Source organism: Streptomyces sp. WMMC940, from assembly GCF_027460265.1.
Classification (GTDB): domain Bacteria; phylum Actinomycetota; class Actinomycetes; order Streptomycetales; family Streptomycetaceae; genus Streptomyces.
Genome location: NZ_JAPZBC010000001.1, coordinates 2,779,180 through 2,802,137, shown reverse-complemented (window position 1 = coordinate 2,802,137; position 22,958 = coordinate 2,779,180). Strand labels below are relative to the sequence as shown.

Below are 22,958 nucleotides of genomic sequence, written 5' to 3'. Positions count from 1 at the left end.
CTCAGTCCACCGTCACGTAGTCGGGGCCGGAGTAGCGGCCGGTCGCCAGCTTCTGGCGCTGCATCAGCAGGTCGTTCAGCAGGCTGGACGCGCCGAATCGGAACCAGTGGTTGTCCAGCCAGTCCTCGCCCGCGGTCTCGTTGACGAGCACCAGGAACTTGATGGCGTCCTTGCTGGTGCGAATGCCGCCGGCGGGCTTCACGCCGACCTGTACGCCGGTCTGCGCGCGGAAGTCGCGGACGGCTTCCAGCATGAGCAGGGTGTTGGCCGGGGTCGCGTTGACGGCGACCTTCCCGGTCGACGTCTTGATGAAGTCGGCTCCGGCCAGCATGCCGAGCCAGGAGGCGCGACGGATGTTGTCGTAGGTGGAGAGCTCGCCGGTCTCGAAGATGACCTTCAGTCGGGCGGGGCCGGAGGCCTCCTTCACGGCGCGGATCTCCTCGAAGACCTTCAGGTAGTCGCCCGCGAGGAAGGCGCCGCGGTCGATCACCATGTCGATCTCGTCGGCCCCGGCCTCGACGGCGTCGCGGGTGTCCGCGAGCTTGACGTCCAGGGCGGCGCGGCCGGCGGGGAAGGCGGTGGCGACGGAGGCGACCTTCACGTCCGCACCGCCCAGGGCGGCCTTGGCGGTGGCCACCATGTCGGGGTAGACGCAGACGGCGGCGGTCCTCGGTGCGGAGCGGTCGGTCGGGTCGGGGTTGACGGCCTTGGCGGCGAGCGCCCGGACCTTGCCCGGGGTGTCCGCGCCTTCCAGCGTCGTCAGGTCGATCATCGAGATGGCCAGGTCGATGGCGTACGCCTTGGCCGTCGTCTTGATGGAGCGGGTGCCGAGAGACGCGGCGCGCGCTTCCAGGCCGACGGCGTCGACACCGGGCAGCCCGTGCAGGAAGCGGCGCAGTGCGCTGTCGGACGAGGTCACGTCAGCGAATGCAGGTGCAATGGTGGGCATGGTCACCAGACCAGCATATCTACGCGCGTAGCAACCTGTACAGGGGGCGCCGGGGACTCGTTCATCGGGCGCCACGGGACCATGCGGCAGAATCGTGAGCATGAAGAGCCCCCAGCAGCCGACCGCCGAGCCGGTCCACGCCGACCGCGCCTACCGTTCGCTTTCCGGCATCGCGGCCGGTGTGCTGCTGCTCGCGCTCACCGGCTGGATCGGCGGCGACGCGCTCGTCCGCGGCGAGGGGCTCACGCCCTGGGTCGCGCTCGCCGGGCTCCTGGTGCTGGTGCCGCTGATCGTCGCCTTCACGCTGCGGCCCGCGGTCTTCGCCAATGACGACCGGCTCCGCATCAGGAACCCCTTCCGTACCATCGTGCTGCCCTGGCGGACGGTCGCGCAGGTGCGCGCCGCGTACTCCAGCGAGGTCTTCACCGAGGACGGCGCGAAGTACCAGCTGTGGGCCGTGCCGGTGTCGCTGCGGCAGCGCAAGACGGCCGCCCGCAGGCGGTCGAGGGCCGCCGCGGGCGATGCCGGGGGCACCACCGCACCGGGCGGCGCACCCACCGCAGGCGGCGCGTCGCACATGGCGCCCGGCGACCGGACGATCGCCGAACTGAGGGAGCTGTCCGAGCGGGCCGCGCACCGGCCGACCGCGACGGGAGAACCGCAGGTGCGCTGGGCGTACGAGATCGCCGGCCCGGTCGTCGTGGGAGCGGTCGCCCTGCTCGTCCTGCTCGCGGTCGGCTGAGCCGGCGCACGCCTCCCCGGCCCGGTGCGCGCGTGCGCGCACCACGGCCCGGCACGGAGCCGGCCGCGTGCCCGTCACGGCGGGCCCTGCCACACCAGCAGCAGATGCCCGCCCAGCCAGGCCGAGGAGAGCACCGCACCGCCCAGGACGAGCAGCGCCGCCGCCCTCCGCGCCCGCGCCACCGCCACCGCGACGGGCAGCAGCAGCGGGAACGCGGGCAGCAGGAACCGGGCGCGCGGGAAGTAGACGCCGCCGCTGCCGAGGACGATGAGCAGCAGCACACCCGTGAACACCACCAGCACCAGCGGTTGCCGGTCGGCGAGACAGAGCAGGAACAGCCCGGTGGCCAGCACCAGGACGACGGAGACGAGCAGCATCAGCAACTGCGGGTCCGCGTCGTACGCGAGTTGCTGCGTGAGCTCCTCCAGCGTCACCTTCCCGCCGTCCCACACATTGGCCCAGTGCCGCTGCACGGCGAAGTAGCCGTCCCAGCGCCCGAGGCGGAGCGCCACCCAGGCCACGTAGCCGCACCATCCCAGCGGGGCGAGCAACGCTCCCACGAGGGCGCGCCGGCCGCGGCCGCGGACGAACGCCGCCAGCCCGGCCACCGTCACCGCCGTGGCGATAGCGACGCCCGTCGGCCGGGTGAGCCCGGCCAGGGCCGCCAGCCATCCGGCCCACAGCCAGCGGCCGGTGAGCGCCGCGTACAGCGACCAGGCCACGAGCGCCGTGAACAGCGATTCGGTGTAGCCCATCCACTGGACGACCGCGACGGGCATGGCGCCCCAGAGCACCGCCAGCACGGTCCCGGTACGCCGGCCGTGCAGCCGCTCGCCGACCGCGAAGACGCCCCACGCCGCGGCGACGGACGCCACCACCGCGATGGCCAGGGCCACCGAGGCGCGGCTGCCCGGGGCCACCGCCGCGACGGCTTTCACCAGCACCGGGTAGAGCGGGAAGAACGCCAGGTTGTTGGTGTTCGGGGCGGGTCCGAGCTCGCGGTGGTAACCGTGGTCGGCGATCCCCAGGTACCAGTGGGAGTCCCAGGAGGCGGCCAGCGTCGGCCAGAGGCTCTCGCCCTTGAGGTGGGCCCACCGCGCGAGCACCAGGAGCCCCGTCAGCCGTACGGCCAGATAGCCGAGCAGCGCCGGGGCGGCCCGGTTCAGTGCGTGGAGCAGCCGGCTCTCCCCGCCGGGTACGGCGCCGCCTCCCGAGCCGGGTGCCCGGCGGGAGGCGGGGACGGTGGCGTGGGGGGTTGCGGTCGGGGGCACGGGTGCTCCGGTGATTCGGCGGGCGCTACCGGGGCCACCCTCGCCCGCGGGGCACGCCAGGGGCACGGGCAGGTAGGTCGGTTGCCGTACGGAAATCACCCGCAAGAAGACGGCGCCCGCGCCCGGCCTTGGCCGGGCGCGGGCGGGGAGCTCCGGCCCGGCGGGCCGTCAGATCCCGGCGGCCTCGGCCAGGTCCCGCTTGACGGCCGAGAGGACCTCGGAGGCACGGGCCCGCGCGGAGGCCGGCTCGCCCGGACCGACCGGGACCACGACCTCCAGGTAGCACTTGAGCTTGGGCTCGGTGCCGCTCGGGCGGACGATGACGCGGGCGGCGTACTCGCCCTCCAGGTAGTACCGCAGACCGTCCGTGGGCGGCAGCGCCTCGGTGCCCTTCGACAGGTCCTCCGCCGACACCACCCGCAGTCCGGCCAGCGCCACGGGAGGCTTCCCGCGCAGCCTGCGCATGGCCTCCGCGATGACGTCCAGGTCCTCCACGCGCACCGACAGCTGGTCGGTCGCGTGCAGACCGTGGGCGACGGCGAGGTCGTCCAGCAGGTCCGTGAGCGTACGGCCCTCGGCCTTCAGCTCCGAGGCCAGTTCGGCGACCAGCAGCGCGGCGGTGATGCCGTCCTTGTCGCGCACGCCGTCCGGGTCGACGCAGTAGCCGAGCGCCTCCTCGTAGCCGTACCGCAGGCCCTCCGCCCGGGAGATCCACTTGAAGCCGGTCAGGGTCTCCTCGTAGCCGAGCCCGGCCGCGGCGGCGATCCGGCCGAGCAGCGACGACGACACGATCGACGTGGCGAAGGTGCTGCTCGCGTCCTTCGCCGACACGCCCTTGCGGACGAGATGGGCGCCGAGCAGCGCGCCGACCTCGTCGCCGTGGAGCATGCGCCAGCCGCCGTCCGCGCTGCCGTCGGGGACCGCCACGGCGCAGCGGTCGGCGTCGGGGTCGTTGGCGATGACGAGGTCCGGCCCGACCTCGCGCGCCTTCGCGAACGCGAGGTCCATCGCGCCCGGTTCCTCCGGGTTGGGGAAGGCGACCGTGGGGAAGTCGGGGTCCGGCTCGGCCTGCTCGCCGACGAGCACGGGGGTGGGGAAGCCGGCCCGCTCCCAGGCCGCCAGAACCACGTCGCCGCCGACGCCGTGGAGGGCCGTGTGGACCACACGGGCCGTACGCGGCGAGCGCGGGCTCAGGACCGCGTCGGTGCGCTCCAGATACGCATCCAGGACCTCGTCCCCGAGCGTCTCCCAGCCGCTCTCGGGGAGCGGCAGGTCGTGGATGCTGCCGACCGCCTCGATCGCCGCGGCGATCCCGGCGTCGGCCGGGGGCACGATCTGGGCGCCGTCCCCGAGGTAGACCTTGTAGCCGTTGTCGCGCGGCGGGTTGTGGCTGGCGGTGACCTCGACGCCGGCGACGGCCCCCAGGTGCCGGATCGCGAAGGCGAGCACGGGTGTGGGCAGCGGGCGCGGCAGCAGCGCGGCCCGCAGTCCGGCGCCGGCCATGACGGCGGCGGTGTCGCGGGCGAAGTCCGCGGACTTGTGGCGGGCGTCGTAGCCGATCACGACCAGGCCGCCGGTGTGACCCTGCGCCTTGAGGTACGCGGCCAGCCCGGCCGCGGCGCGGATGACGACGACGCGGTTCATCCGCATCGGCCCGGCCCCGAGCTCCCCGCGCAGACCGGCGGTGCCGAACTGCAGGGTCCCGGCGAACCGGGCGCCCAACTCCGCCGTGTCCCCGGCCTCGATGAGCCGGCCCAGTTCGTCGCGGGTCTCCGCGTCGGGGTCCTCGGCCAGCCAAGCCCGGGCCTGCGCGATCAGGTCCTGCGCCACGGTGATGTGCCTCTCTGGTGTCGTCGTGAGCGTGAGCGCCGCCGGCTGTGTGCCCGGCAGCGCCGACGCCTGCGCCTGCCCGTTCCGGGCGGCGTGTCGTCCCGCTGCGCTCCGGGCGGTGTGCCCGGCAGGCGGGGCCGTGGCCCGGAGCCGGGCCGGCGCCGGGGCGGCGAGACCCGTCAGATCCGGGCCAGCACCCGGGTCAGCAGCTCGCCCATCCGCGCCGCGGAGTCGCGGCCCGCCTGCAGGACCTCTTCGTGGTTCAGCGGCTCGCCCGACAGCCCCGCCGCGAGGTTGGTGACGAGGGAGATGCCGAGCACCTCGGCGCCGGCCTCGCGGGCCGCGATGGCCTCGAGCACCGTGGACATGCCGACCAGGTCGCCGCCCATGACGCGGACCATGTTGATCTCGGCCGGGGTCTCGTAGTGCGGGCCGGGGAACTGGACGTAGACGCCCTCCTCCAGCGTCGGGTCCACCTCCTTGCACAGCGCCCGCAGCCGCGGCGAGTACAGATCGGTCAGGTCCACGAAGTTGGCGCCGACGATCGGCGAGGCCGCGGTGAGGTTGATGTGGTCGCTGATGAGGACCGGCTGGCCGGGCCGCATGCCCTCGCGCAGACCGCCGCAGCCGTTGGTCAGGACGACGGTCTTGCAGCCGGAGGCGACCGCGGTGCGCACACCGTGCGCCACGGCGGCGACGCCGCGGCCCTCGTAGTAGTGCGTACGGCCGAGGAAGACGAGCGCGCGCTTCTCACCGATCCGGTACGAGCGGATCTTGCCGCCGTGGCCCTCGACCGCCGGGGGCGGGAAGCCGGGCAGCTCGGTGACCGGGAACTCGGCGTCGGGGGCACCGAGGGCGTCGACTGCGGGCGCCCAGCCCGAGCCCATCACCAGGGCGACGTCGTGGGTCTCGGCGCCGGTCAGCTCTCGCAGGCGCGCGGCCGCGGCGTCGGCGGCGGCGTGGGGGTCCGGGGTAAGGGAAACGTTCACGAGAAAAGCCTAGCCTGAGAAACCCTACGCGCGTAGATGACGATGCTCACGACTCTGCAACCGTTTCCTCGTGGAAACGCACAAAGGCGTACGGAAGCGCGCCGGGCGCACGGCCCGACGGGGCGGGGAACGGGTGCGCGCCTCGGGGAGGACCTCCCGGCGCCCCGGTCAGCAGGGGCGCTTGCGCAACTCCATCACGTAGTCGTGGGGGGCGCCCGCGGACTCGGCCGCGTCGGCGATCTCGCCCAGGTAGCGCGCGGAGGGCAGCCCGCCCTCGTACCCGTTCAGGACGTACACCCAGGCCGGCTCCTCGCCGTCCAGCGTGTGCACCCGGACCCTCATGCGGCGGTAGATGTCGAGCCCGACGCCCTCCCAGCGGTCCATCGAGTCCTCGTCGAGCGGGGCGATGTCGTAGAGCGCGACGAAGACCTGCGAGCGGGGGGCCTCCACGATCGTGGCCAGCGCCCCCTCCCAGCCCATCTGCTCGCCGCCGAACGTCAGCCGCCAGCCGTTGAGCCAGCCCGTGCCGCGCAACGGGGAGTGCGGTGCGCGGCGGGTCATCAGCCGCGCGTCGAGGTTGCCGGCGTACGCGGCGTAGAGCGACATGGGATCGAGGGTACGGGAGGGGAAGCGGTGGCCGCCCGCCCCGATCCCCCGGGACGGACCCGCGGGGAGGGGTGCCGCCGTACGGGCCGGGGCCCGTACCCGCAGGTCCCGCGTCCGCGCCGGGTCTCCCCTTCCTCTCCCCCCGTTCCCTCCCGGTCCGCTCCCGGCCCGGGAGAGCCCCCCGCGCGAAGCAGGTTCCCGCGTGCGGGAGAATGGAGGTGACGGACACCCGGCAGAGCGAGAGCGCGAGGCGTAACCCCAGTGACCCGGATCGTGATCATCGGTGGCGGACCCGGCGGATACGAGGCGGCTCTGGTGGCCGCCCAGCTCGGCGCGGAGGTGACCGTCGTCGACTGCGACGGCCTCGGCGGAGCCTCCGTACTCACCGACTGCGTACCCTCGAAGACCCTGATCGCCACCGCCGAGGTGATGACCAACTTCGACTCCTCGCACGAGGAGCTCGGCATCATCGTCGCGGACGACACCCCGCACATCGAGCAGGCCGCCCGGATCGTCGGCGTCGACCTCGGCAAGGTCAACCGCCGGGTCAAGCGGCTCGCGCTCGCCCAGTCCCACGACATCACCGCCTCCGTGACCCGCGCGGGCGCGCGCGTCATGCGCGGCCGGGGGCGGCTGGAGGACGGTCAGGCCCTGGACGGCTCCCGCAAGGTCGTCGTCACCGCGGCGGACGGCAGCGAGGAGACGCTCACCGCCGACGCCGTGCTGATCGCCACCGGCGGTCACCCGCGCGAGATCCCCGACGCCCAGCCCGACGGCGAGCGGATCCTCAACTGGACCCAGGTGTACGACCTGGACGAGCTGCCCCAAGAGCTGATCGTGGTCGGCTCGGGCGTGACCGGTGCCGAGTTCGCCGGCGCCTACCAGGCGCTCGGCTCCCGGGTCACGCTCGTCTCCTCCCGCGACCGGGTGCTGCCGGGGGAGGACCCGGACGCCGCCGCGGTCCTCGAGGACGTCTTCCGGCGCCGCGGCATGAACGTCATGGCCCGCTCCCGCGCCCAGTCCGCCAAGCGGGTCGGCGACCGGGTCGAGGTGACGCTGGCCGACGGCCGGGTCATCACCGGCACCCACTGCCTGATGGCCGTCGGCGCCATCCCCAACTCCGCGGGCATGGGCCTGGAGGAGGCCGGGATCAAGGTCACCGAGTCCGGGCACATCTGGACCGACAAGGTCTCGCGCACCACGGCGCCGGGCGTGTACGCGGCCGGCGACGTCACCGGCGTCTTCGCACTGGCCTCGGTGGCGGCGATGCAGGGACGTATCGCCATGTACCACTTCCTGGGCGACGCGGTGACCCCGCTCAACCTGAAGACGGTCTCCTCGAACGTCTTCACCGACCCGGAGATCGCGACCGTCGGCTACACCCAGGCGGACGTGGACGGCGGCGTCATCGAGGCCCGGGTCGTCAAGCTGCCCCTGCTGCGCAACCCGCGCGCCAAGATGCAGGGCATCAGGGACGGCTTCGTGAAGATCTTCTGCCGGCCCGGCACCGGCATCGTGGTCGGCGGAGTGGTCGTGGCGCCGCGCGCTTCGGAACTGATCCACCCCATCTCGATCGCGGTCGACAACAACCTGACGGTGGAACAGATCGCAAACGCCTTCACCGTGTACCCGTCGTTGTCCGGCTCGATCGCGGAGGTCGCGCGCCAGTTGCACACCCGGAAGGCGACCGGCGGGGCGTAGCGCGGGAGTCGCGGGGGATCAACCCCGGCAAGCCGGGACGATAGGGCAGCGTCGCTATACCACTTCCGGTACACCTGTGTGGGCAACTTCCCGTATTCGGCGCAAAGTGCTGAAAAGCATCGACCGCTGGGGTTACTGTCAGTTTCGTGTTCGCTGCAGAACGTCGTCAATTGATCCTCGAAATGGTGCGCGCCAACGGGGCGGTTTCGCTCCGTGAGCTCGCCCGCGTCGTCCAGACCTCCGAAGTGACCGTACGGCGGGACGTGCGGGCCCTGGAGGCAGAAGGACTGCTCGACCGCCGGCACGGCGGTGCGGTGTTGCCGGGCGGATTCACGCGAGAATCCGGCTTCCCGCAGAAATCCCATCTCGCGACCGCGGAGAAGACGGCCATCGCCGATCTCGCCGCGGGTCTGGTCGAAGAGGGCGAGGCCGTCGTGGTCGGCGCCGGCACGACCACGCAGGAGCTGGCCCGCCGGCTCGCGCGGATCCCAGGGCTCACCGTGGTCACCAACTCGCTGCTGGTCGCGCAGGCGCTGGCGCACGCCAACCGCGTCGAGGTCGTCATGACCGGCGGCACGCTGCGCGGCTCGAACTACGCGCTGGTCGGCAGTGGGGCGGAGCAGTCCCTCCAGGGGCTGCGGGTCTCCCGGGCCTTCCTGTCCGGCAGCGGTCTGACGGCCGAGCGCGGGCTGTCCACGTCCAACATGCTGTCGGCGAGCGTGGACCGGGCGCTGGTGCAGGCCGCCTCCGAGGTCGTCGTGCTGGCCGACCACACCAAGCTGGGCACGGACACGATGTTCCAGACCGTGCCGACCGACGTGATCACCCGCCTGGTGACGGACGAGCCGCCGCAGCACGACGACCGGGCGGCGACGGAGCTGCAGGCGCTCGCGGACCAGGGGGTGCAGGTCGCCGTGGCGGGCACGGCGACCGACGCGACCCAGCCGCGCCGTGAGGTCCCCCTCCCGGGCCAGCGCCGCACGACCCACCCGACCACCCCGCTCCGTCCGGCCGCTGCCCTCGCGGCCGATCCCCCGGAGCGGCGCGTGGCGGACCTGCGCCGCCGCTGAGGGCGCCGGACCACCGCGCTGTCGGGACCGGGGGCGAGATGCCTGGGACCAGGGGCCGGGGTGGGCGCTGCGACCGTGCCGGCGCAGGGCGCGCCGAGGGCGCGGGGCCACTGTCGGTGCCGCGGCCCTTCGGGGGCGACCGCACGGCCGGGCCCCGGGCCGCGTCGGCGGGCGGCGCCGTGCCGGGGCCGCACGGGGGAGCCGAGTCCCCTGGCCCCGGGGCGGGCCTCGCGGGGCGCGCCGCCCCCGGCCCGGCCGGTCCGCCGCAGAGCCCCACCGGCACACCGAGGAGCCCCCTCATCGACGAGGGGAGCCAGGGGCTATGCCTTCAGACCGCGCAACGTCAGCATCAGCAGTCGGTCCGCGAGTTCGGGGTCGGACGGGGCCTGCTCGGCCGCCAGGGCGATCGCGTTGGTGAGCTGGAGAAGGTCGGTGATGGAGACGTCGGACCGGACCGCGCCGGCCTCCTGGGCGCGGGACAGGAGCCGGGCGCCCGCGTCGCGCAGGGGGACGCTGCACTGGGAGAGGGCGGAACTGGCGTCGTGCGAGGCCGACATGAGTGCCCGGGCCACCCCGCGGTATTCACCCGCATGAGTGATGATGGCACGCAGCCATTCCACCAGGGCGGCGCACGGCTGGTCCGCCGAGGCCAGTTCCCCGGACCGGTTGAGCAGTGACGCCAGCGCGTCCTGGAAGACCGCGTTCATCAGTGCGTGCCGGTTCGGGAAATGGCGGTACAGCGTGCCGATGCCCACGCCCGCCCGCCTGGCGATGTCCTCGAGGGAGGCGTCCGTGCCGTGCTCGGCGAACGCCTTGCGCGCCTCGACGAGCAGCCGCTCGTAGTTGCGGCGCGCGTCGGCCCGCATCGGCCGTACCGCGCCCGCTGTGGCGCCGGCCGCCGTACTCGTCGTCATGGCACCCAGCATGCCATCGGTGCGGGGGGTGCGAGCCCGCTCGGTACTCGGCCGGAACGCGGACGGGGCCCGCCGGATGCTTTCGGCGGGCCCCGTCCGCACAGGGGCGGGTGGCGGTGGTGTCAGTCCTTGATCTCGCAGATCACCGCGCCGGACGTGACCGACGCGCCGACCTCGGCGGTGAGGCCCTTCACGGTGCCGGAGCGGTGCGCGTTCAGCGGCTGCTCCATCTTCATGGCCTCCAGGACGACCACGAGGTCGCCCTCCTTGACCTCCTGGCCCTCCTCCACGGCGATCTTGACGATGGTGCCCTGCATCGGGGAGGCCAGCGTGTCACCGGAGGCGGCGGGGCCGGACTTCTTGGCCGCGCGGCGCTTGGGGCGCGCTCCGCCGGCCGCGGCGGTGCGCGCCAGGGTCATGCCCAGCGACGACGGCAGCGACACCTCCAGGCGCTTGCCGCCGACCTCGACGACGACCGTCTCGCGGCCCGGCTCCTCCTCCGCCTCGGCGTCGGCCGGGGCGGCGAAGGGCTTGATCTCGTTGACGAACTCGGTCTCGATCCAGCGGGTGTGGACCTTGAACGGGGTGCCGCCCGCCGGGGCGAAGGCCGGGTCCGAGACGACCGCGCGGTGGAAGGGGATGGCCGTGGCCATGCCCTCGACCTGGAACTCGGCCAGGGCACGCGCCGCACGCTGCAGCGCCTGCTCACGGGTGGCGCCGGTGACGATCAGCTTCGCCAGCAGCGAGTCCCACGCGGGGCCGATGACGCTGCCGGACTCCACGCCCGCGTCCAGGCGGACACCCGGGCCGGAGGGCGCGACGAAGGAGGTGACGGTGCCGGGCGCCGGGAGGAAGCCCCGGCCGGGGTCCTCGCCGTTGATGCGGAACTCGAAGGAGTGGCCCCGCAGCGGCGGGTCGTCGTAGCCCAGCTTCTCGCCGTCGGCGATGCGGAACATCTCCCGCACCAGGTCGATGCCGGTGACCTCCTCGGTGACCGGGTGCTCCACCTGCAGGCGGGTGTTGACCTCGAGGAAGGAGATGGTGCCGTCGTTGCCGACGAGGAACTCCACGGTGCCCGCGCCGACGTAGCCGGCCTCCTTGAGGATGGCCTTGGAGGCACGGTACAGCTCGGCGTTCTGCTCCTGGGTGAGGAACGGCGCCGGGGCCTCCTCCACCAGCTTCTGGTGCCGGCGCTGCAGCGAGCAGTCACGGGTGGACACGACCACCACGTTGCCGTGCTGGTCGGCCAGGCACTGGGTCTCGACGTGGCGAGGCCTGTCCAGGTACCGCTCGACGAAGCACTCCCCGCGGCCGAACGCCGCGACGGCCTCACGCACCGCCGAGTCGTAGAGCTCGGGGACCTCCTCCAGCGTGCGGGCGACCTTCAGGCCGCGCCCGCCGCCGCCGAAGGCGGCCTTGATCGCGATGGGGAGGCCGTTCTCCTCGGCGAAGGCGACGACCTCGTCCGCGCCGGAGACCGGGTCGGGGGTGCCGGCCACCAGCGGGGCTCCGGCGCGCTGGGCGATGTGACGGGCCGCCACCTTGTCGCCGAGGTCGCGGATGGCGGCGGGCGGGGGGCCGATCCAGATGAGCCCGGCGTCGATGACGGCCTGGGCGAAGTCGGCGTTCTCCGAGAGGAAGCCGTACCCGGGGTGGATGGCGTCCGCGCCGGAGTCGGCGGCGGCCTGGAGGACCTTCGCCATGTCCAGGTAGCTGGCGGCCGGGGTGTCACCGCCCAGGGCGAACGCTTCGTCGGCCACGCGGACGTGCAGAGCGTCACGGTCCGGGTCGGCGTAGACGGCTACGCTCGCGATCCCGGCGTCCCGGCATGCACGGGCAACGCGGACAGCGATCTCGCCTCGGTTGGCGATGAGCACCTTGCGCACGATGGCTCCCTCCTTGCTGTTGTCCCGGGGGTGACGCCCCGGTTCGCGGCTACGCCGCGGGCCGGTCCCCCGTCCGGGCGTGCCGGCCGGAGCACTCGGCGGGTCACCGCGCCGAAGACTTCGCTGAAACACGCTGAGTTTAGGGACTACCTCCACGGCCTTTCGACCCGTTCCCAGTCGTGAGCTTCCCCACACGGAGGGTGATCCGGGGCGTGGCCGTGCTGTGAATGCCCTTGTCGCACCACGGTACGTCTGTTTTCTCCTGTGCAGAGTAGCCGTCAGGTGTGGTCAAGGTCTCTGCCTCAGCGGTCAGCGGCGACGCGCGTTTCTTTGTGGAGTCCCTACGAATGGCCGAATGATTCTTTGCCCCTGCCCGAACCCTTGTCCACGGGTTTACCCGTTAGTAGCGTTCGCCGTGTCGTTCGTACTGCTGGTAACAGAGGCCGGGAAGCTAAGGGGTGGGCGCCGTGGTACGCAGAACGGTGGCCGTGGTGGCCGCCATCGTGCTCTATCTGGAAGCCGTCGGCATCGTCGTGATCAACGGCATCATGGCCACCTTCGTGAACGGCCAGAGCATGTCCGTGGACGGCCTCGACCCCGATGTCATGGCCGCCGGCACCTGGGTGATGGGCGGCGCCTTCGGCTTCTTCCTCGCCTTGTGCGGCACGCTCTTCCTCATCGCCGCCGTCCGCGACCGCGGTCCCGGCCGCTGGGGCCGGGTGCTCCTGGTCAGCTGCGCGGTGGTGCACGGCGTGCTCGGCGCGCTGACCGTGGGGCTGGTCGGCTGGCACGCGTTCGCGTTCCTGATGGTGGTACTGGGCCTGATCGTGCTCGCCCTGCTGCAGTACGGCGGCACGGAACCCGAGGCGAGTGGGGGAGAGGCCGGGCCCGGCGGTACGGGCACGTCGGTCTCCATGGACAAGGGGCCCGTCGTCGGCGAGGGTCCGGCCACGGCCTGAGTCCTTCGGGAGCGGGCCCGGCGCCGCGCCGCGGGCGACCGCCGGCCCGGTGCGGTCGGCGTCCGCCCGGCCGCGTCCGGGTGCGCCCCGGCGGGCGTGGACCGCACCGCGCCCCCGGACCTGCCCGCCCCGCCCCCGCGCGTCAGGTCCAGAGGTCCGTGATGCCGATCCCCAGGTCCGCCAGCAGACGGCGCAGCAGCGGCAGCGACAGTCCGATCACGTTGCCGTGGCTGCCCTCGATCGAGTCGACGAACGGGGCGGACCGGCCGTCCAGCGTGAACGCGCCCGCCACGTGAAGCGGTTCCCCGCTCGCGACGTACGCGGCGATCTCGGCGTCGGTCGGGTCGCCGAAGCGGACCGTGGTGGAGGCGGTCGCGGAGACGCGGCGGCCGGTAGCGGTGTCGACGACGCAGTGACCGGTCCGCAGGACGCCCGCACGGCCGCGCATGGACTTCCACCGGGCGGTGGCCTCTTCCTCGTCGGCCGGCTTGCCGAGGGCCTCACCGTCGAGTTCGAGCACGGAGTCGCAGCCGATGACGAGGGCGCCGGCGGCCTCGGGGCGGGCGGCGACCACGTTCGCCTTGGCCTCGGCGAGGACGAGCGCGAGCGCGCCCGGGCCGGGCGCGGTCAGCGCGTCCTCGTCGACGCCGCTGACGATGACCTCCGGGGCGAGCCCGGCGTCCCGGAGCAGCGCGAGGCGGGCGGGGGAGGCGGAGGCGAGGACGAGACGGCGGCGCTGGTCGGTCATGCGGGCCATCGTAGGCGGCCCGGGTGACGGCCCGGAGGGCGATGCGGCAACCCACCCCGGGTGAGGGCGCCGGGCCCGGGGCACGGCGGTGCGCACGGCAACCGCCGTCCCGGCCGGCGCAGCCCGTCCCCGTCCCCGTCCTCGTACCTGCGGCCGGAGAGCCGTTCCCGTACCGGGCCCCTTCCGTGCCGGTGTCCGGGGTGCACGTCCTCGTACCCGCGGCAGGAGAGCGGTCTCGTCGCTGGAGCCGGTCCTCGTGCCCGTCCCGTCCCCTCCCGCCCGTCAGCGCAGTCCGACGACGAACATCGCGACGATCATGGCAAGCGCCAGCAGGACGCCCGCGCGGCGCATCATCGCCTGCATGTCGCGCATTTCCTGCGGGGGTTCGTTCTCCGGGTCGGACCACAGCATGGTTCCGATCGTGGCGGCGGGACGCGAAGGGCGCCTGAGTACGGATACTCAGGCGCCCCGGTGGCAGGGGACCAATCACGGAGCGGCGGAGCCCTCGTGAACCCCCGCTCGCGGGCTCAGCCCGGCCAGTACGTCCGCGTCCACGCCCGCGGTCCCACCCGCAGTGCCCGGGCCCGGGCGATTCGGGCGGGGTCCGACCACTCCTCGGGCGGCAGCGGCGCGCCGGACACGGCGGAGGCCGTCGCGGCGGCGCGTGCCTGGACCACCGCCAGGGCGGCGGCCAGTTCCTCCGGGGTCGGGTTTCCCCGTACGACCCTGATCATCACTGCTCCTCGCGGTCCTCGGGGATCTACAGGGGGATGTTGCCGTGCTTCTTCGGGGGAAGGTTTTCCCGCTTCGTCCGCAGCTGACGCAGGCCCTTCACGATCTGGGCGCGGGTGTCGGAAGGCATGATCACGGCGTCGATGTAGCCGCGCTCGGCGGCCACGTACGGGTTGAGGAGCGTGTCCTCGTAGGCCGTGATGAGCTCGGCCCGCAGCTTCTCCTGGGCCTCGGCGTCCGGGGCGGCGGCGAGCGTGCGGCGGTGCAGGATGTTCACCGCGCCCTGCGCGCCCATCACCGCGATCTGTGCGGTCGGCCAGGCCAGGTTCAGGTCGGCGCCCAGGTGCTTGGAGCCCATCACGTCGTACGCGCCGCCGAACGCCTTGCGCGTGATCACGGTGATCAGCGGCACGGTCGCCTCGGCGTACGCGTAGATCAGTTTCGCGCCGCGCCGGATGATGCCGCCGTACTCCTGGTCCACGCCCGGCAGGAAGCCGGGCACGTCGACGAACGTGACCACGGGGATGTTGAACGCGTCGCAGGTGCGCACGAAGCGGGCGGCCTTCTCGCTCGCGTCGATGTCGAGACAGCCCGCGAACTGCATCGGCTGGTTGGCGACGATGCCGACGGGGAAGCCCTCGACCCGTCCGAAGCCGGTGACGATGTTCGGCGCGAACATCGCCTGGGTCTCCAGGAACTCACCGTCGTCCAGCACGTGCTCGATGATCGTGTGCATGTCGTACGGCTGGTTGGCGCTGTCCGGCATCAGCGTGTCCAGCTCCTGGTCCTCCGCGGTGAGTTCCAGGGAGGCGTCCTCGGGGAAGGACGGCGGCTCGGACAGGTTGTTCGACGGCAGGTACGACAGCAGCGACTTGACGTACTCGATCGCGTCCTTCTCGTCGCCGGCCATGTGGTGGGCGACACCGGACGTGGTGTTGTGGGTCCGGGCGCCGCCCAGTTCCTCGAAGCCCACGTCCTCGCCGGTGACCGTCTTGATGACGTCCGGTCCGGTGATGAACATGTGCGAGGTCTGGTCGACCATCACCGTGAAGTCGGTGATCGCGGGCGAGTACACGGCGCCGCCCGCGCAGGGGCCCACGACCAGGGAGATCTGCGGGATCACCCCGGACGCATGGGTGTTGCGGCGGAAGATCTCGCCGTACATGCCCAGCGCGCTGACGCCCTCCTGGATGCGCGCGCCACCGGAGTCGTTGATCCCGACGACCGGGCAGCCGGTCTTCAGCGCGAAGTCCATCACCTTGATGATCTTCTGGCCGAAGACCTCGCCCAGGGCCCCGCCGAAGACCGTGAAGTCCTGCGAGAACACGGCCACCGGCCGGCCGTCGACCGTGCCGTAGCCGGTGACGACGCCGTCGCCGTACGGGCGGGTCTTCTCCAGTCCGAAGTTGGTGGAGCGGTGCCGTGCGAGCTCGTCCAGCTCGACGAACGACCCCTCGTCGAGGAGGAGTTCGATCCGCTCACGGGCGGTCAGCTTGCCCTTGGCGTGCTGCTTCTCGACCGCGCGTTCGGAGCCCGCGTGCGTCGCCTCGTGGACACGGCGCTGGAAATCCGCGAGCTTGCCAGCGGTGGTGTGGATGTCGATCTCTTGGTGCTCTGCCGGCTCGGACATCGGGATGCGGCTCCCTGCCTGGTCACGGGGGTGTTGGCTACGTAAGGAGAGGTCTGGCTACTGACTCGTAGCGTATCGGCGCGGATACCGTTCGGCAGTGCGGCGTTGGCCACACCCCGTAGTGCTTGCGCACAGGGCCCGACACGGTCCGTCCCCGCGGTTCGCGTCCCGGGGACGGATGGGGCCAAGCTGTGCGGCATGACGCCTCACGACACCTCCGGCAGCCCGTCCGACGAGTCCACCGGCGGCCCCACCGGCGGCCGCTGGTCCGACCTGGACCGCCCGCCGCTCAACGCCGCCGCCCTGCGCCGCGCACTGATCCGCCCCGGCGGGCTGTGGACCTCGCTCGACGTCGTCGAGGCGACCGGCTCCACCAACTCCGACCTCGCGGCCCGGGCCGCGGAGCTCGGCGAGGGGGCCGTGCTCGTCGCCGAGGAGCAGACGTCCGGCCGCGGCCGTCTCGACCGCAGCTGGACCGCACCCCCTCGCTCCGGGCTCTTCCTCTCCGTACTGCTGAAGCCCGACGTGCCCGTGGACCGCTGGGGGTGGCTGCCGCTGCTGACCGGTGTCGCCGCGGCGACGGGCCTTGCCAGGGCGGCCGGGGCCGACTTCGCGCTGAAGTGGCCGAACGACCTGATGGTGAAGGTCGGCGGGGAGGAGCGGAAGGCCGGTGGCATCCTCGCCGAGCGCGTGGGCGGCGACGGCGTCGTCATCGGCATCGGGATCAACGTCACCCTGCGTGAGGACGAGCTCCCCGTCCCGCAGGCGGGCTCCCTGGCCCTCGCGAACGCGGTCTCCACCGACCGCGACCCCCTGCTTCGGGCGCTGCTGCGCTCGCTGGAGGACTGGTACGGCACCTGGCGGGCGGCCAACGGCGACGCCCACGTCTCGCGGCTGCAGGAGACGTACGCGGCCGGCTGCTCGACGCTGGGGCTCACGGTCCGCGCCGAGCTCCCCGGCGACCGCAGCCTGATCGGCGAGGCGGTCGCGATCGACGGAGACGGGCGGCTCGTGGTGACCACTCCCGACGGCAAGGACCACCCCATCGGGGCCGGCGACATCGTCCACCTGCGGCCGAACGGCCGGTGACCGGGGGTGCGGCCGTCCGGAGTGACGGGCCGGACACCCCGGACGGGCCGCGCCACCGGGACGTGAGCCAGGGCACACCTGCCGTATCGTTGAGGCCGCGCCGGGCTTCCCGCGGCCGTACGCGGACCGGCACGCACGACAGATCGGCAGGGCAGTGCGCAGGGAACGGGCAGGAGGCGGCCGGTGACCGTCGACGACAGCGCCTCCGGCGCGGAGTCCCCGGGCGGGAGCGCGCCGGGGACGGAGCCCTCCGGCGGGGGCGTGTCCGCCGGGGCGGACTCCTCCGGGGGCGGCTCCGGCCGGAGGCAGACGTCGGACGTCCACCCGACGCCGCACCACGAGGTGGACCACACGGCCGAGCCGACCAAGGATCCGCTGGCCATCCGGCTGGAACAGCTGATCCTGGGCGCGGACCGCCGCTACACCCCCTTTCAGGCCGCCAGGACCGCCGGGGTCTCCATGGACCTGGCGTCCCGCTTCTGGCGGGCCATGGGATTCGCGGACATCGGCCAGGCCAAGGCCCTGACCGAGGCCGATGTGCTCGCGCTGCGCCGACTGGCCGGTTTGGTCGAGGCCGGGCTGCTGAGCGAGCCGATGGCGGTCCAGGTGGCACGGTCCACCGGCCAGACCACGGCCCGGCTCGCGGAGTGGCAGATCGACTCCTTCCTCGAGGGCCTCACCGAACCGCCCGAGCCTGGGATGACCCGCACCGAGGTCACCTATCCCCTGGTCGAGCTGCTGCTGCCGGAGCTGGAGGAGTTCCTCGTCTATGTGTGGCGCCGCCAGCTGGCCGCCGCCACCGGCCGGGTCGTGCAGGCCGCGGACGACGAGGAGATGGTCGACCGGCGGCTCGCGGTCGGCTTCGCGGACCTCGTCGGCTTCACCCGGCTCACCCGCCGCCTGGAGGAGGAGGAGCTGGGCGAGCTGGTCGAGGCCTTCGAGACGACCTGTGCCGACCTGGTCGCCGCGCACGGCGGCCGACTGATCAAGACTCTCGGGGACGAGGTGCTCTTCGCCGGGGACGACGCGGGGACGGCCGCGGAGATCGCGATGCGGCTGATCGAGACGCTGTCGCACGACGAGACCATGCCGGCGCTGAGGGTCGGCATCTCCTTCGGGACGGTCACGACCCGGATGGGCGACGTGTTCGGTACGACGGTGAACCTGGCGAGCCGGCTGACCTCGATAGCGCCGAAGGACGCCGTCCTGGTGGACGGGGCGTTCGCGGAGGAGCTGGCGCGCACCGGCGACGCGCCCGTGTCGGAGGCGGAGGCCGCGGAGGCGGCGGCCGCCGCCGAGAAGGAGGGCGAGGAGCCCCCGTCGTACCGCTTCGCGCTGCAGCCCATGTGGCAGCGGCCGGTGCGCGGGCTCGGCGTGGTGGAGCCCTGGCTGTTGACGCGGCGCCCGGCCTAGGATCTCCTGCCGGTGAACCATCGTTAACCGGGAGGTCGTCGATCATGTCCGAGGTCAGCTCCGAGGTCGGGTCCGAAAGCGTGTCCGAGCAGCGCTTCGGGGAGTTCGTCGCCGTGCGCCGCCACGAGGGCGGGCACGTCGCCGAGCTGGTGCTCGACCGGCCCAAGGCCATGAACGCGGTCTCCACGGAGATGGCCGGCTCCATCGCCGCGGCCTGTGACGCGCTCGCGGCGGACCGGTCGGTCCGGGTGACCGTCGTGACCTCGTCGAACGACCGGGCCTTCTGCGTCGGTGCCGACCTCAAGGAGCGCAACTCCTTCACGGACGCCGAGTTGGTCCGGCAGCGCCCGACCGCCCGTGCCGCGTACACCGGAGTGCTGGAACTGCCGATGCCCACGATCGCCGCGGTGCACGGGTTCGCGCTGGGCGGCGGGTTCGAACTGGCACTCTCCTGCGATGTGATCGTGGCCGACGCGACGGCCGTCGTCGGCCTGCCCGAGGTGTCCGTCGGTGTGATCCCCGGCGGCGGCGGTACGCAGTTGCTGCCGCGGCGCGTCGGGGCGGCGCGGGCGGCCGAGCTGGTGTTCACCGCGCGGCGCGTGGAGGCGTCCGAGGCCCGGGAGTTGGGCCTGGTCGACGAGCTCTCCGACGACGCCCGTCCCGCCGCCCTCGCCCTGGCGGCGCGGATGGCCGCCAACTCCCCGGTCGGCCTGCGGGCCGCGAAGCGGGCGCTGCGTCTCGGCCACGGGCTCGACCTGCGGGCGGGGCTCGACGTCGAGGACGCGGCATGGCGTTCGGTGGCGTTCTCCGGCGACCGGGCCGAGGGTGTCGCGGCCTTCAACGAGAAGCGGAAGCCGGAGTGGCCCGGCGAGTGAAACCCATACGAAAATCCCTAAGCTGGGGTAATGGGTGAGGATGTCCGGCTGCGAGCCGTCGTGGCGCTGGCGCAGGCGATGGCGGCCGCACGCACACCGCGGGAGCTGTGGCGTGGCGCGGCGGCGGCCGCGTGCGACGCGCTGAGGGGGAGCTTCGCCGCGCTCTCCGTCTGGGAGCGGGACCGGGGGCGGCTGAAGGTTCTCGTGAACGCGGGAGCCCGCGCCCCGGACGAGGAGGAGTTCCCGGACGGCGAGACCTATCCGGTCCACCGCTTCCCGGAGATCACCGAGTTCCTGCACGAGCAGTGGGCCGGGGGCGGTGCCCCGCGCGCCTGGGTGGAGACGGCGGACGGCGCGGCGGAGGGCGAGCACGGCTACAGCCACCAGCGGGTCGACGCGCTGAGGCAGCGCGGGCGCGGCTGCTGTGTCGTCGCGCCGATCGTGCTGCACGGCCGGGCCTGGGGCGAGCTGTACGTCGCCCGTCCCGCGGGAGAGGCCGTGTTCGACCGGGACGACGCGGACTTCGCGACCGTGCTCGCCCAGGTCGTGGCGGCCGGGATCGCTCAGCAGGAACGGCTGGAGGAGGTCCGCAGGCTGGCGTTCACCGATCCGCTGACCGGGCTCGCGAACCGGCGGGCCGTCGACGTCCGGTTGGACGAGCTGCTGGAGCGGCACCGGGTGGACGGCTCGGTGGTCTCGCTGGTGGTGTGCGACCTCAACGGCCTCAAGCGGGTCAACGACACCCACGGCCACGCGGCGGGCGACCGGCTGCTGGAGCGCTTCGGCTCGGTGCTCTCGCTGTGCGGTGCGATGCTGCCGGGGGCGTTGGCCGCCCGGCTCGGCGGCGACGAGTTCTGTCTGCTCGCGGCGGGCCCGTCCGCCGACGACGTCGTGAAGGTCGCCGAGGAACTCTGCGAGCGGGCCGGTGAGTTGAAACTGGGGGAGGGGGTCGCGTGCGGCGTCGCGTCCACCGGCGACCCGATCGGCGCGGTCCGCTCCGCCCGCCGGTTGTTCCGGCTCGCGGACGCCGCGCAGTACCGTGCGAAGGCCGCCCGGGCGACGGGGCCGGTGGTCGCGGGCCGGGACGACGCGGTGCTCCCGCTGGCGGACACCCCGCCGTCGTCGCCGCAGGACCGCCGCCGCTTCCGGGACGCCCCCCACTGAGTCGCGGCCGTGGCGCGCGCCGTCGCTGGGTGCTTCCGTGCTGCGCGTGCCGGGCGGTCGTTCCCGCCGGGGCCGGTGGGGCCGCCCACCCCGTGACAGAGAGAGATTCAATCCGTAGGGTGCTGAATATGGATATGCACACTGTCGTGGTGGGGACGTCCGGGACCACCGCCGAAGACGTCATCGCCGTGGCCCGCGGCAACGCCAGGATCGAGCTCTCCTACGACGCGCTCTCCGCGCTCGCCGCCGCGCGCGCGATCGTGGACGCCCTGGCCGCGAAGCCCGAGCCGGTGTACGGGGTCTCGACCGGGTTCGGCGCCCTGGCGACCCGGCACATCGGTCACGACCTGCGCACCCAGCTGCAGCGCAACATCGTCCGCTCGCACGCCGCCGGCATGGGCCCGCACGTCGAGCGCGAGGTCGTCCGCGCCCTGATGTTCCTGCGGCTGAAGACCGTGGCCTCCGGGCACACCGGCGTACGCCCCGAGGTCGCACAGACCATGGTGGACGTCCTGAACGCAGGGATCACGCCGGTCGTGCACGAGTACGGCTCCCTCGGCTGCTCCGGAGACCTCGCGCCGCTGTCGCACTGTGCGCTGACGCTGATGGGCGAGGGCGACGCGGAAGGCCCCGACGGCACCGTCGGCCCCGCCGGTGAACTCCTCAGCGCCCACGGCATCGAGCCCGTCGAACTGCACGAGAAGGAGGGCCTCGCCCTCCTCAACGGCACCGACGGCATGCTCGGCATGCTGATCATGGCTCTCGCCGACCTGCGCAGGCTCTACACCTCAGCCGACATCACCGCCGCCCTCACGCTGGAGGGCCTGCTCGGCACGGACAAGGTCCTCGCGCCCGAGCTGCACGCCATCCGCCCCCACCCGGGCCAGGCCGCCGCGGCCGCCAACATGAGCGCCGTGCTCAAGGGCTCCGAACTGACCGGCCACTTCCAGGAGGAAGAGGCCCCTCGGGTCCAGGACGCCTACTCGGTGCGCTGCGCACCGCAGGTCGCCGGTGCCGGGCGGGACACCATCGCCCACGCAGCCCTGGTCGCCGACCGCGAACTCGCCGCCGCCATCGACAATCCGGTGGTGCTGCCCGGCGGAGGCTCCGGGGCAGGCAGGGTCGAGTCCAACGGCAACTTCCACGGCGCGCCCGTCGCGTACGTGCTCGACTTCCTCGCCGTCGCCGCCGCAGATCTCGGCTCCATCGCCGAGCGCCGCACCGACCGGCTGCTCGACAAGAACCGTTCGCACGGCCTGCCGCCCTTCCTCGCCGACGACGCGGGCGTGGACTCGGGCCTGATGATCGCCCAGTACACACAGGCGGCCCTCGTCAGCGAGATGAAGCGGCTCGCCGTCCCGGCCTCCGCCGACTCGATCCCCTCCTCCGCGATGCAGGAGGACCACGTCTCCATGGGCTGGTCGGCCGCGCGCAAGCTGCGCACGGCCGTCGACAACCTGGCCCGGATCATCGCCGTCGAGCTGTACGCGGCGACCCGGGCGATCGAACTGCGTCGCGGGCTCACTCCCGCCCCCGCGACCCAGGCGGCCATCGCGGCCCTGCGTGCGGCGGGCGTGGACGGCCCCGGGCCGGATCGTTTCCTCGCCCCGGACCTGGCAGCCGCAGAGGCGTTCGTCCGGGACGGGCGGCTGATCGGGGCCGTGGAGTCGGTGACCGGTCCACTGGCCTAGCGAAGGGCGGGTGCCGCATCGGCTCCCGTGGCCGTGCGTGGCCGCGCCGTGGGCCTGCCTCGGCGCTCGTAGGGCTTCCGCAGCCGCCCGTCGTCTCCCTCGACGGCCCGCCGTCAGCGGGCGGCGCCCGTTGCCACCGCAGTCCCCGCCCGTCCCTGCCGGAAGGGCCTCCCCGTGCGGGGAGGCCCTTCCGGCAGGTCCGAGGGGCCGAGGCGGGCGTGGACCGCCCCGCTCCGGGCCGCCCGCGGCAGGTCAGTCCAGCCGGCCGGCGCTCCTGCGTGCGGCATGGCTCACGAACCCGGCACCGACCCCGAGGAAGAGCGTGCCCCCCACGAGATACGGCGTCGTGTCCACGCTTCCGGTGTCCGCCAGCGACAGGCCCTGCGCGCCCCCCTGCGGGCCCTCGGCGCCCGCCGGGACGCCGCCCGGGGCGGGGGTGTCCCCGGCGTCCCCGGCGTCGGGCACGGCCGGCGCGCCGCCCGCCGGGTCCGAGTCCCGGGTGCCGTCGACGACGGCGGAAGCGGAATGGCCGGACCGGGACCGGTCGGGCTGCCGCTGCTCACCGTCCGCCGTGGCGTTCGCCGAGGGTACGAACCACAGCGCACAGAGCAGGGAACCGGCCGCGGTGGCGGTCAGCAGCGGACGACGAGCGACGGGCACGGGAAACGATCCCCCTTGTGACAGCGGCCAATTGACCGC

21 protein-coding genes are annotated in these 22,958 nt (G+C 73.3%); 9 read left to right on the top strand and 12 right to left on the bottom strand.

Annotated features, from left to right (window positions below; translation table 11 throughout):
* Nucleotide 1: 1 nt before the first annotated feature.
* Nucleotides 2-949, bottom strand: a complete 948-nt coding sequence (gene deoC / locus O7595_RS12195) for a deoxyribose-phosphate aldolase (protein ID WP_269728742.1) — start codon at nt 947-949, stop codon at nt 2-4.
* 100 nt (nt 950-1,049) lie between these two features.
* Between deoC and O7595_RS12190 the strand changes: the two genes are divergently transcribed.
* Entirely contained in the window at nt 1,050-1,691 is a 642-nt protein-coding gene (locus tag O7595_RS12190; protein ID WP_269728741.1) for a PH domain-containing protein, read from the top strand.
* Between the two features lie 74 nt (nt 1,692-1,765).
* Here O7595_RS12190 and O7595_RS12185 read toward each other — a convergent pair whose 3' ends face one another.
* The 4 genes from O7595_RS12185 to O7595_RS12170 all read right to left on the bottom strand — a co-directional run bounded on the left by O7595_RS12185 (nt 1,766) and on the right by O7595_RS12170 (nt 6,387).
* Nucleotides 1,766-2,962, bottom strand: coding sequence for a hypothetical protein (locus O7595_RS12185; RefSeq protein ID WP_269728740.1), 1,197 nt, complete (start codon nt 2,960-2,962; stop codon nt 1,766-1,768).
* A 168-nt stretch (nt 2,963-3,130) separates the two neighbouring features.
* A complete protein-coding gene (locus O7595_RS12180) occupies nt 3,131-4,792 on the bottom strand; it encodes a phospho-sugar mutase (protein WP_269728739.1) in 1,662 nt (553 codons plus the stop codon).
* A 179-nt stretch (nt 4,793-4,971) separates the two neighbouring features.
* On the bottom strand, nt 4,972-5,781 hold the full coding sequence (locus tag O7595_RS12175) for a purine-nucleoside phosphorylase (RefSeq protein ID WP_269728738.1): 810 nt from the start codon (nt 5,779-5,781) through the stop codon (nt 4,972-4,974).
* 168 nt (nt 5,782-5,949) lie between these two features.
* Complete coding sequence (locus O7595_RS12170) at nt 5,950-6,387, bottom strand: gamma-glutamylcyclotransferase (RefSeq protein ID WP_018889198.1); 438 nt, start codon at nt 6,385-6,387, stop codon at nt 5,950-5,952.
* A gap of 261 nt (nt 6,388-6,648) precedes the next feature.
* On the opposite strand from O7595_RS12170, the gene O7595_RS12165 reads away from it, so the two are divergent.
* Nucleotides 6,649-8,088 (top strand): NAD(P)H-quinone dehydrogenase, encoded by a 1,440-nt coding sequence (locus O7595_RS12165; RefSeq protein ID WP_269728737.1) that lies wholly within the window; start codon nt 6,649-6,651, stop codon nt 8,086-8,088.
* A gap of 146 nt (nt 8,089-8,234) precedes the next feature.
* Nucleotides 8,235-9,158, top strand: a complete 924-nt coding sequence (locus O7595_RS12160) for a DeoR/GlpR family DNA-binding transcription regulator (RefSeq protein WP_269728736.1) — start codon at nt 8,235-8,237, stop codon at nt 9,156-9,158.
* Nucleotides 9,159-9,478: 320 nt separating this feature from the next.
* Here the strand turns inward: O7595_RS12160 and O7595_RS12155 are convergent, their stop codons facing one another.
* Together O7595_RS12155 and O7595_RS12150 are read right to left on the bottom strand one after the other, a co-directional pair.
* On the bottom strand, nt 9,479-10,072 hold the full coding sequence (locus O7595_RS12155) for a TetR/AcrR family transcriptional regulator (protein WP_443071604.1): 594 nt from the start codon (nt 10,070-10,072) through the stop codon (nt 9,479-9,481).
* Nucleotides 10,073-10,194: 122 nt separating this feature from the next.
* Nucleotides 10,195-11,958 (bottom strand): acetyl/propionyl/methylcrotonyl-CoA carboxylase subunit alpha, encoded by a 1,764-nt coding sequence (locus O7595_RS12150; RefSeq protein WP_269728734.1) that lies wholly within the window; start codon nt 11,956-11,958, stop codon nt 10,195-10,197.
* Between the two features lie 458 nt (nt 11,959-12,416).
* Here O7595_RS12150 and O7595_RS12145 point away from each other — a divergent pair, with 458 nt between their 5' ends.
* Complete coding sequence (locus O7595_RS12145) at nt 12,417-12,917, top strand: hypothetical protein (protein ID WP_269728733.1); 501 nt, start codon at nt 12,417-12,419, stop codon at nt 12,915-12,917.
* 142 nt (nt 12,918-13,059) lie between these two features.
* Here O7595_RS12145 and O7595_RS12140 read toward each other — a convergent pair whose 3' ends face one another.
* The 4 genes from O7595_RS12140 to O7595_RS12125 form a co-directional block, all read right to left on the bottom strand.
* Nucleotides 13,060-13,674 (bottom strand): Maf family protein, encoded by a 615-nt coding sequence (locus O7595_RS12140; RefSeq protein WP_269728732.1) that lies wholly within the window; start codon nt 13,672-13,674, stop codon nt 13,060-13,062.
* A 273-nt stretch (nt 13,675-13,947) separates the two neighbouring features.
* Complete coding sequence (mmpB, locus tag O7595_RS12135; RefSeq protein WP_269728731.1) at nt 13,948-14,076, bottom strand: morphogenic membrane protein MmpB; 129 nt, start codon at nt 14,074-14,076, stop codon at nt 13,948-13,950.
* A gap of 116 nt (nt 14,077-14,192) precedes the next feature.
* On the bottom strand, nt 14,193-14,399 hold the full coding sequence (locus tag O7595_RS12130) for an acyl-CoA carboxylase epsilon subunit (RefSeq protein WP_138053499.1): 207 nt from the start codon (nt 14,397-14,399) through the stop codon (nt 14,193-14,195).
* 26 nt (nt 14,400-14,425) lie between these two features.
* Nucleotides 14,426-16,027, bottom strand: coding sequence for an acyl-CoA carboxylase subunit beta (locus tag O7595_RS12125; protein WP_269728730.1), 1,602 nt, complete (start codon nt 16,025-16,027; stop codon nt 14,426-14,428).
* 198 nt (nt 16,028-16,225) lie between these two features.
* Between O7595_RS12125 and O7595_RS12120 the strand changes: the two genes are divergently transcribed.
* From O7595_RS12120 to hutH, 5 genes are all read left to right on the top strand, one after another.
* A complete protein-coding gene (locus O7595_RS12120; RefSeq protein WP_269728729.1) occupies nt 16,226-17,116 on the top strand; it encodes a biotin--[acetyl-CoA-carboxylase] ligase in 891 nt (296 codons plus the stop codon).
* A gap of 261 nt (nt 17,117-17,377) precedes the next feature.
* A complete protein-coding gene (locus O7595_RS12115; RefSeq protein ID WP_269732463.1) occupies nt 17,378-18,529 on the top strand; it encodes an adenylate/guanylate cyclase domain-containing protein in 1,152 nt (383 codons plus the stop codon).
* A gap of 44 nt (nt 18,530-18,573) precedes the next feature.
* Entirely contained in the window at nt 18,574-19,404 is an 831-nt protein-coding gene (locus O7595_RS12110; protein WP_269728728.1) for an enoyl-CoA hydratase/isomerase family protein, read from the top strand.
* Nucleotides 19,405-19,434: 30 nt separating this feature from the next.
* Entirely contained in the window at nt 19,435-20,568 is a 1,134-nt protein-coding gene (locus tag O7595_RS12105; RefSeq protein WP_269728727.1) for a GGDEF domain-containing protein, read from the top strand.
* A gap of 134 nt (nt 20,569-20,702) precedes the next feature.
* Nucleotides 20,703-22,259 (top strand): histidine ammonia-lyase, encoded by a 1,557-nt coding sequence (hutH, locus tag O7595_RS12100; protein ID WP_269732462.1) that lies wholly within the window; start codon nt 20,703-20,705, stop codon nt 22,257-22,259.
* Between the two features lie 252 nt (nt 22,260-22,511).
* Here the strand turns inward: hutH and O7595_RS12095 are convergent, their stop codons facing one another.
* A complete protein-coding gene (locus O7595_RS12095) occupies nt 22,512-22,919 on the bottom strand; it encodes a hypothetical protein (protein ID WP_269728726.1) in 408 nt (135 codons plus the stop codon).
* Nucleotides 22,920-22,958 lie beyond the last annotated feature (39 nt).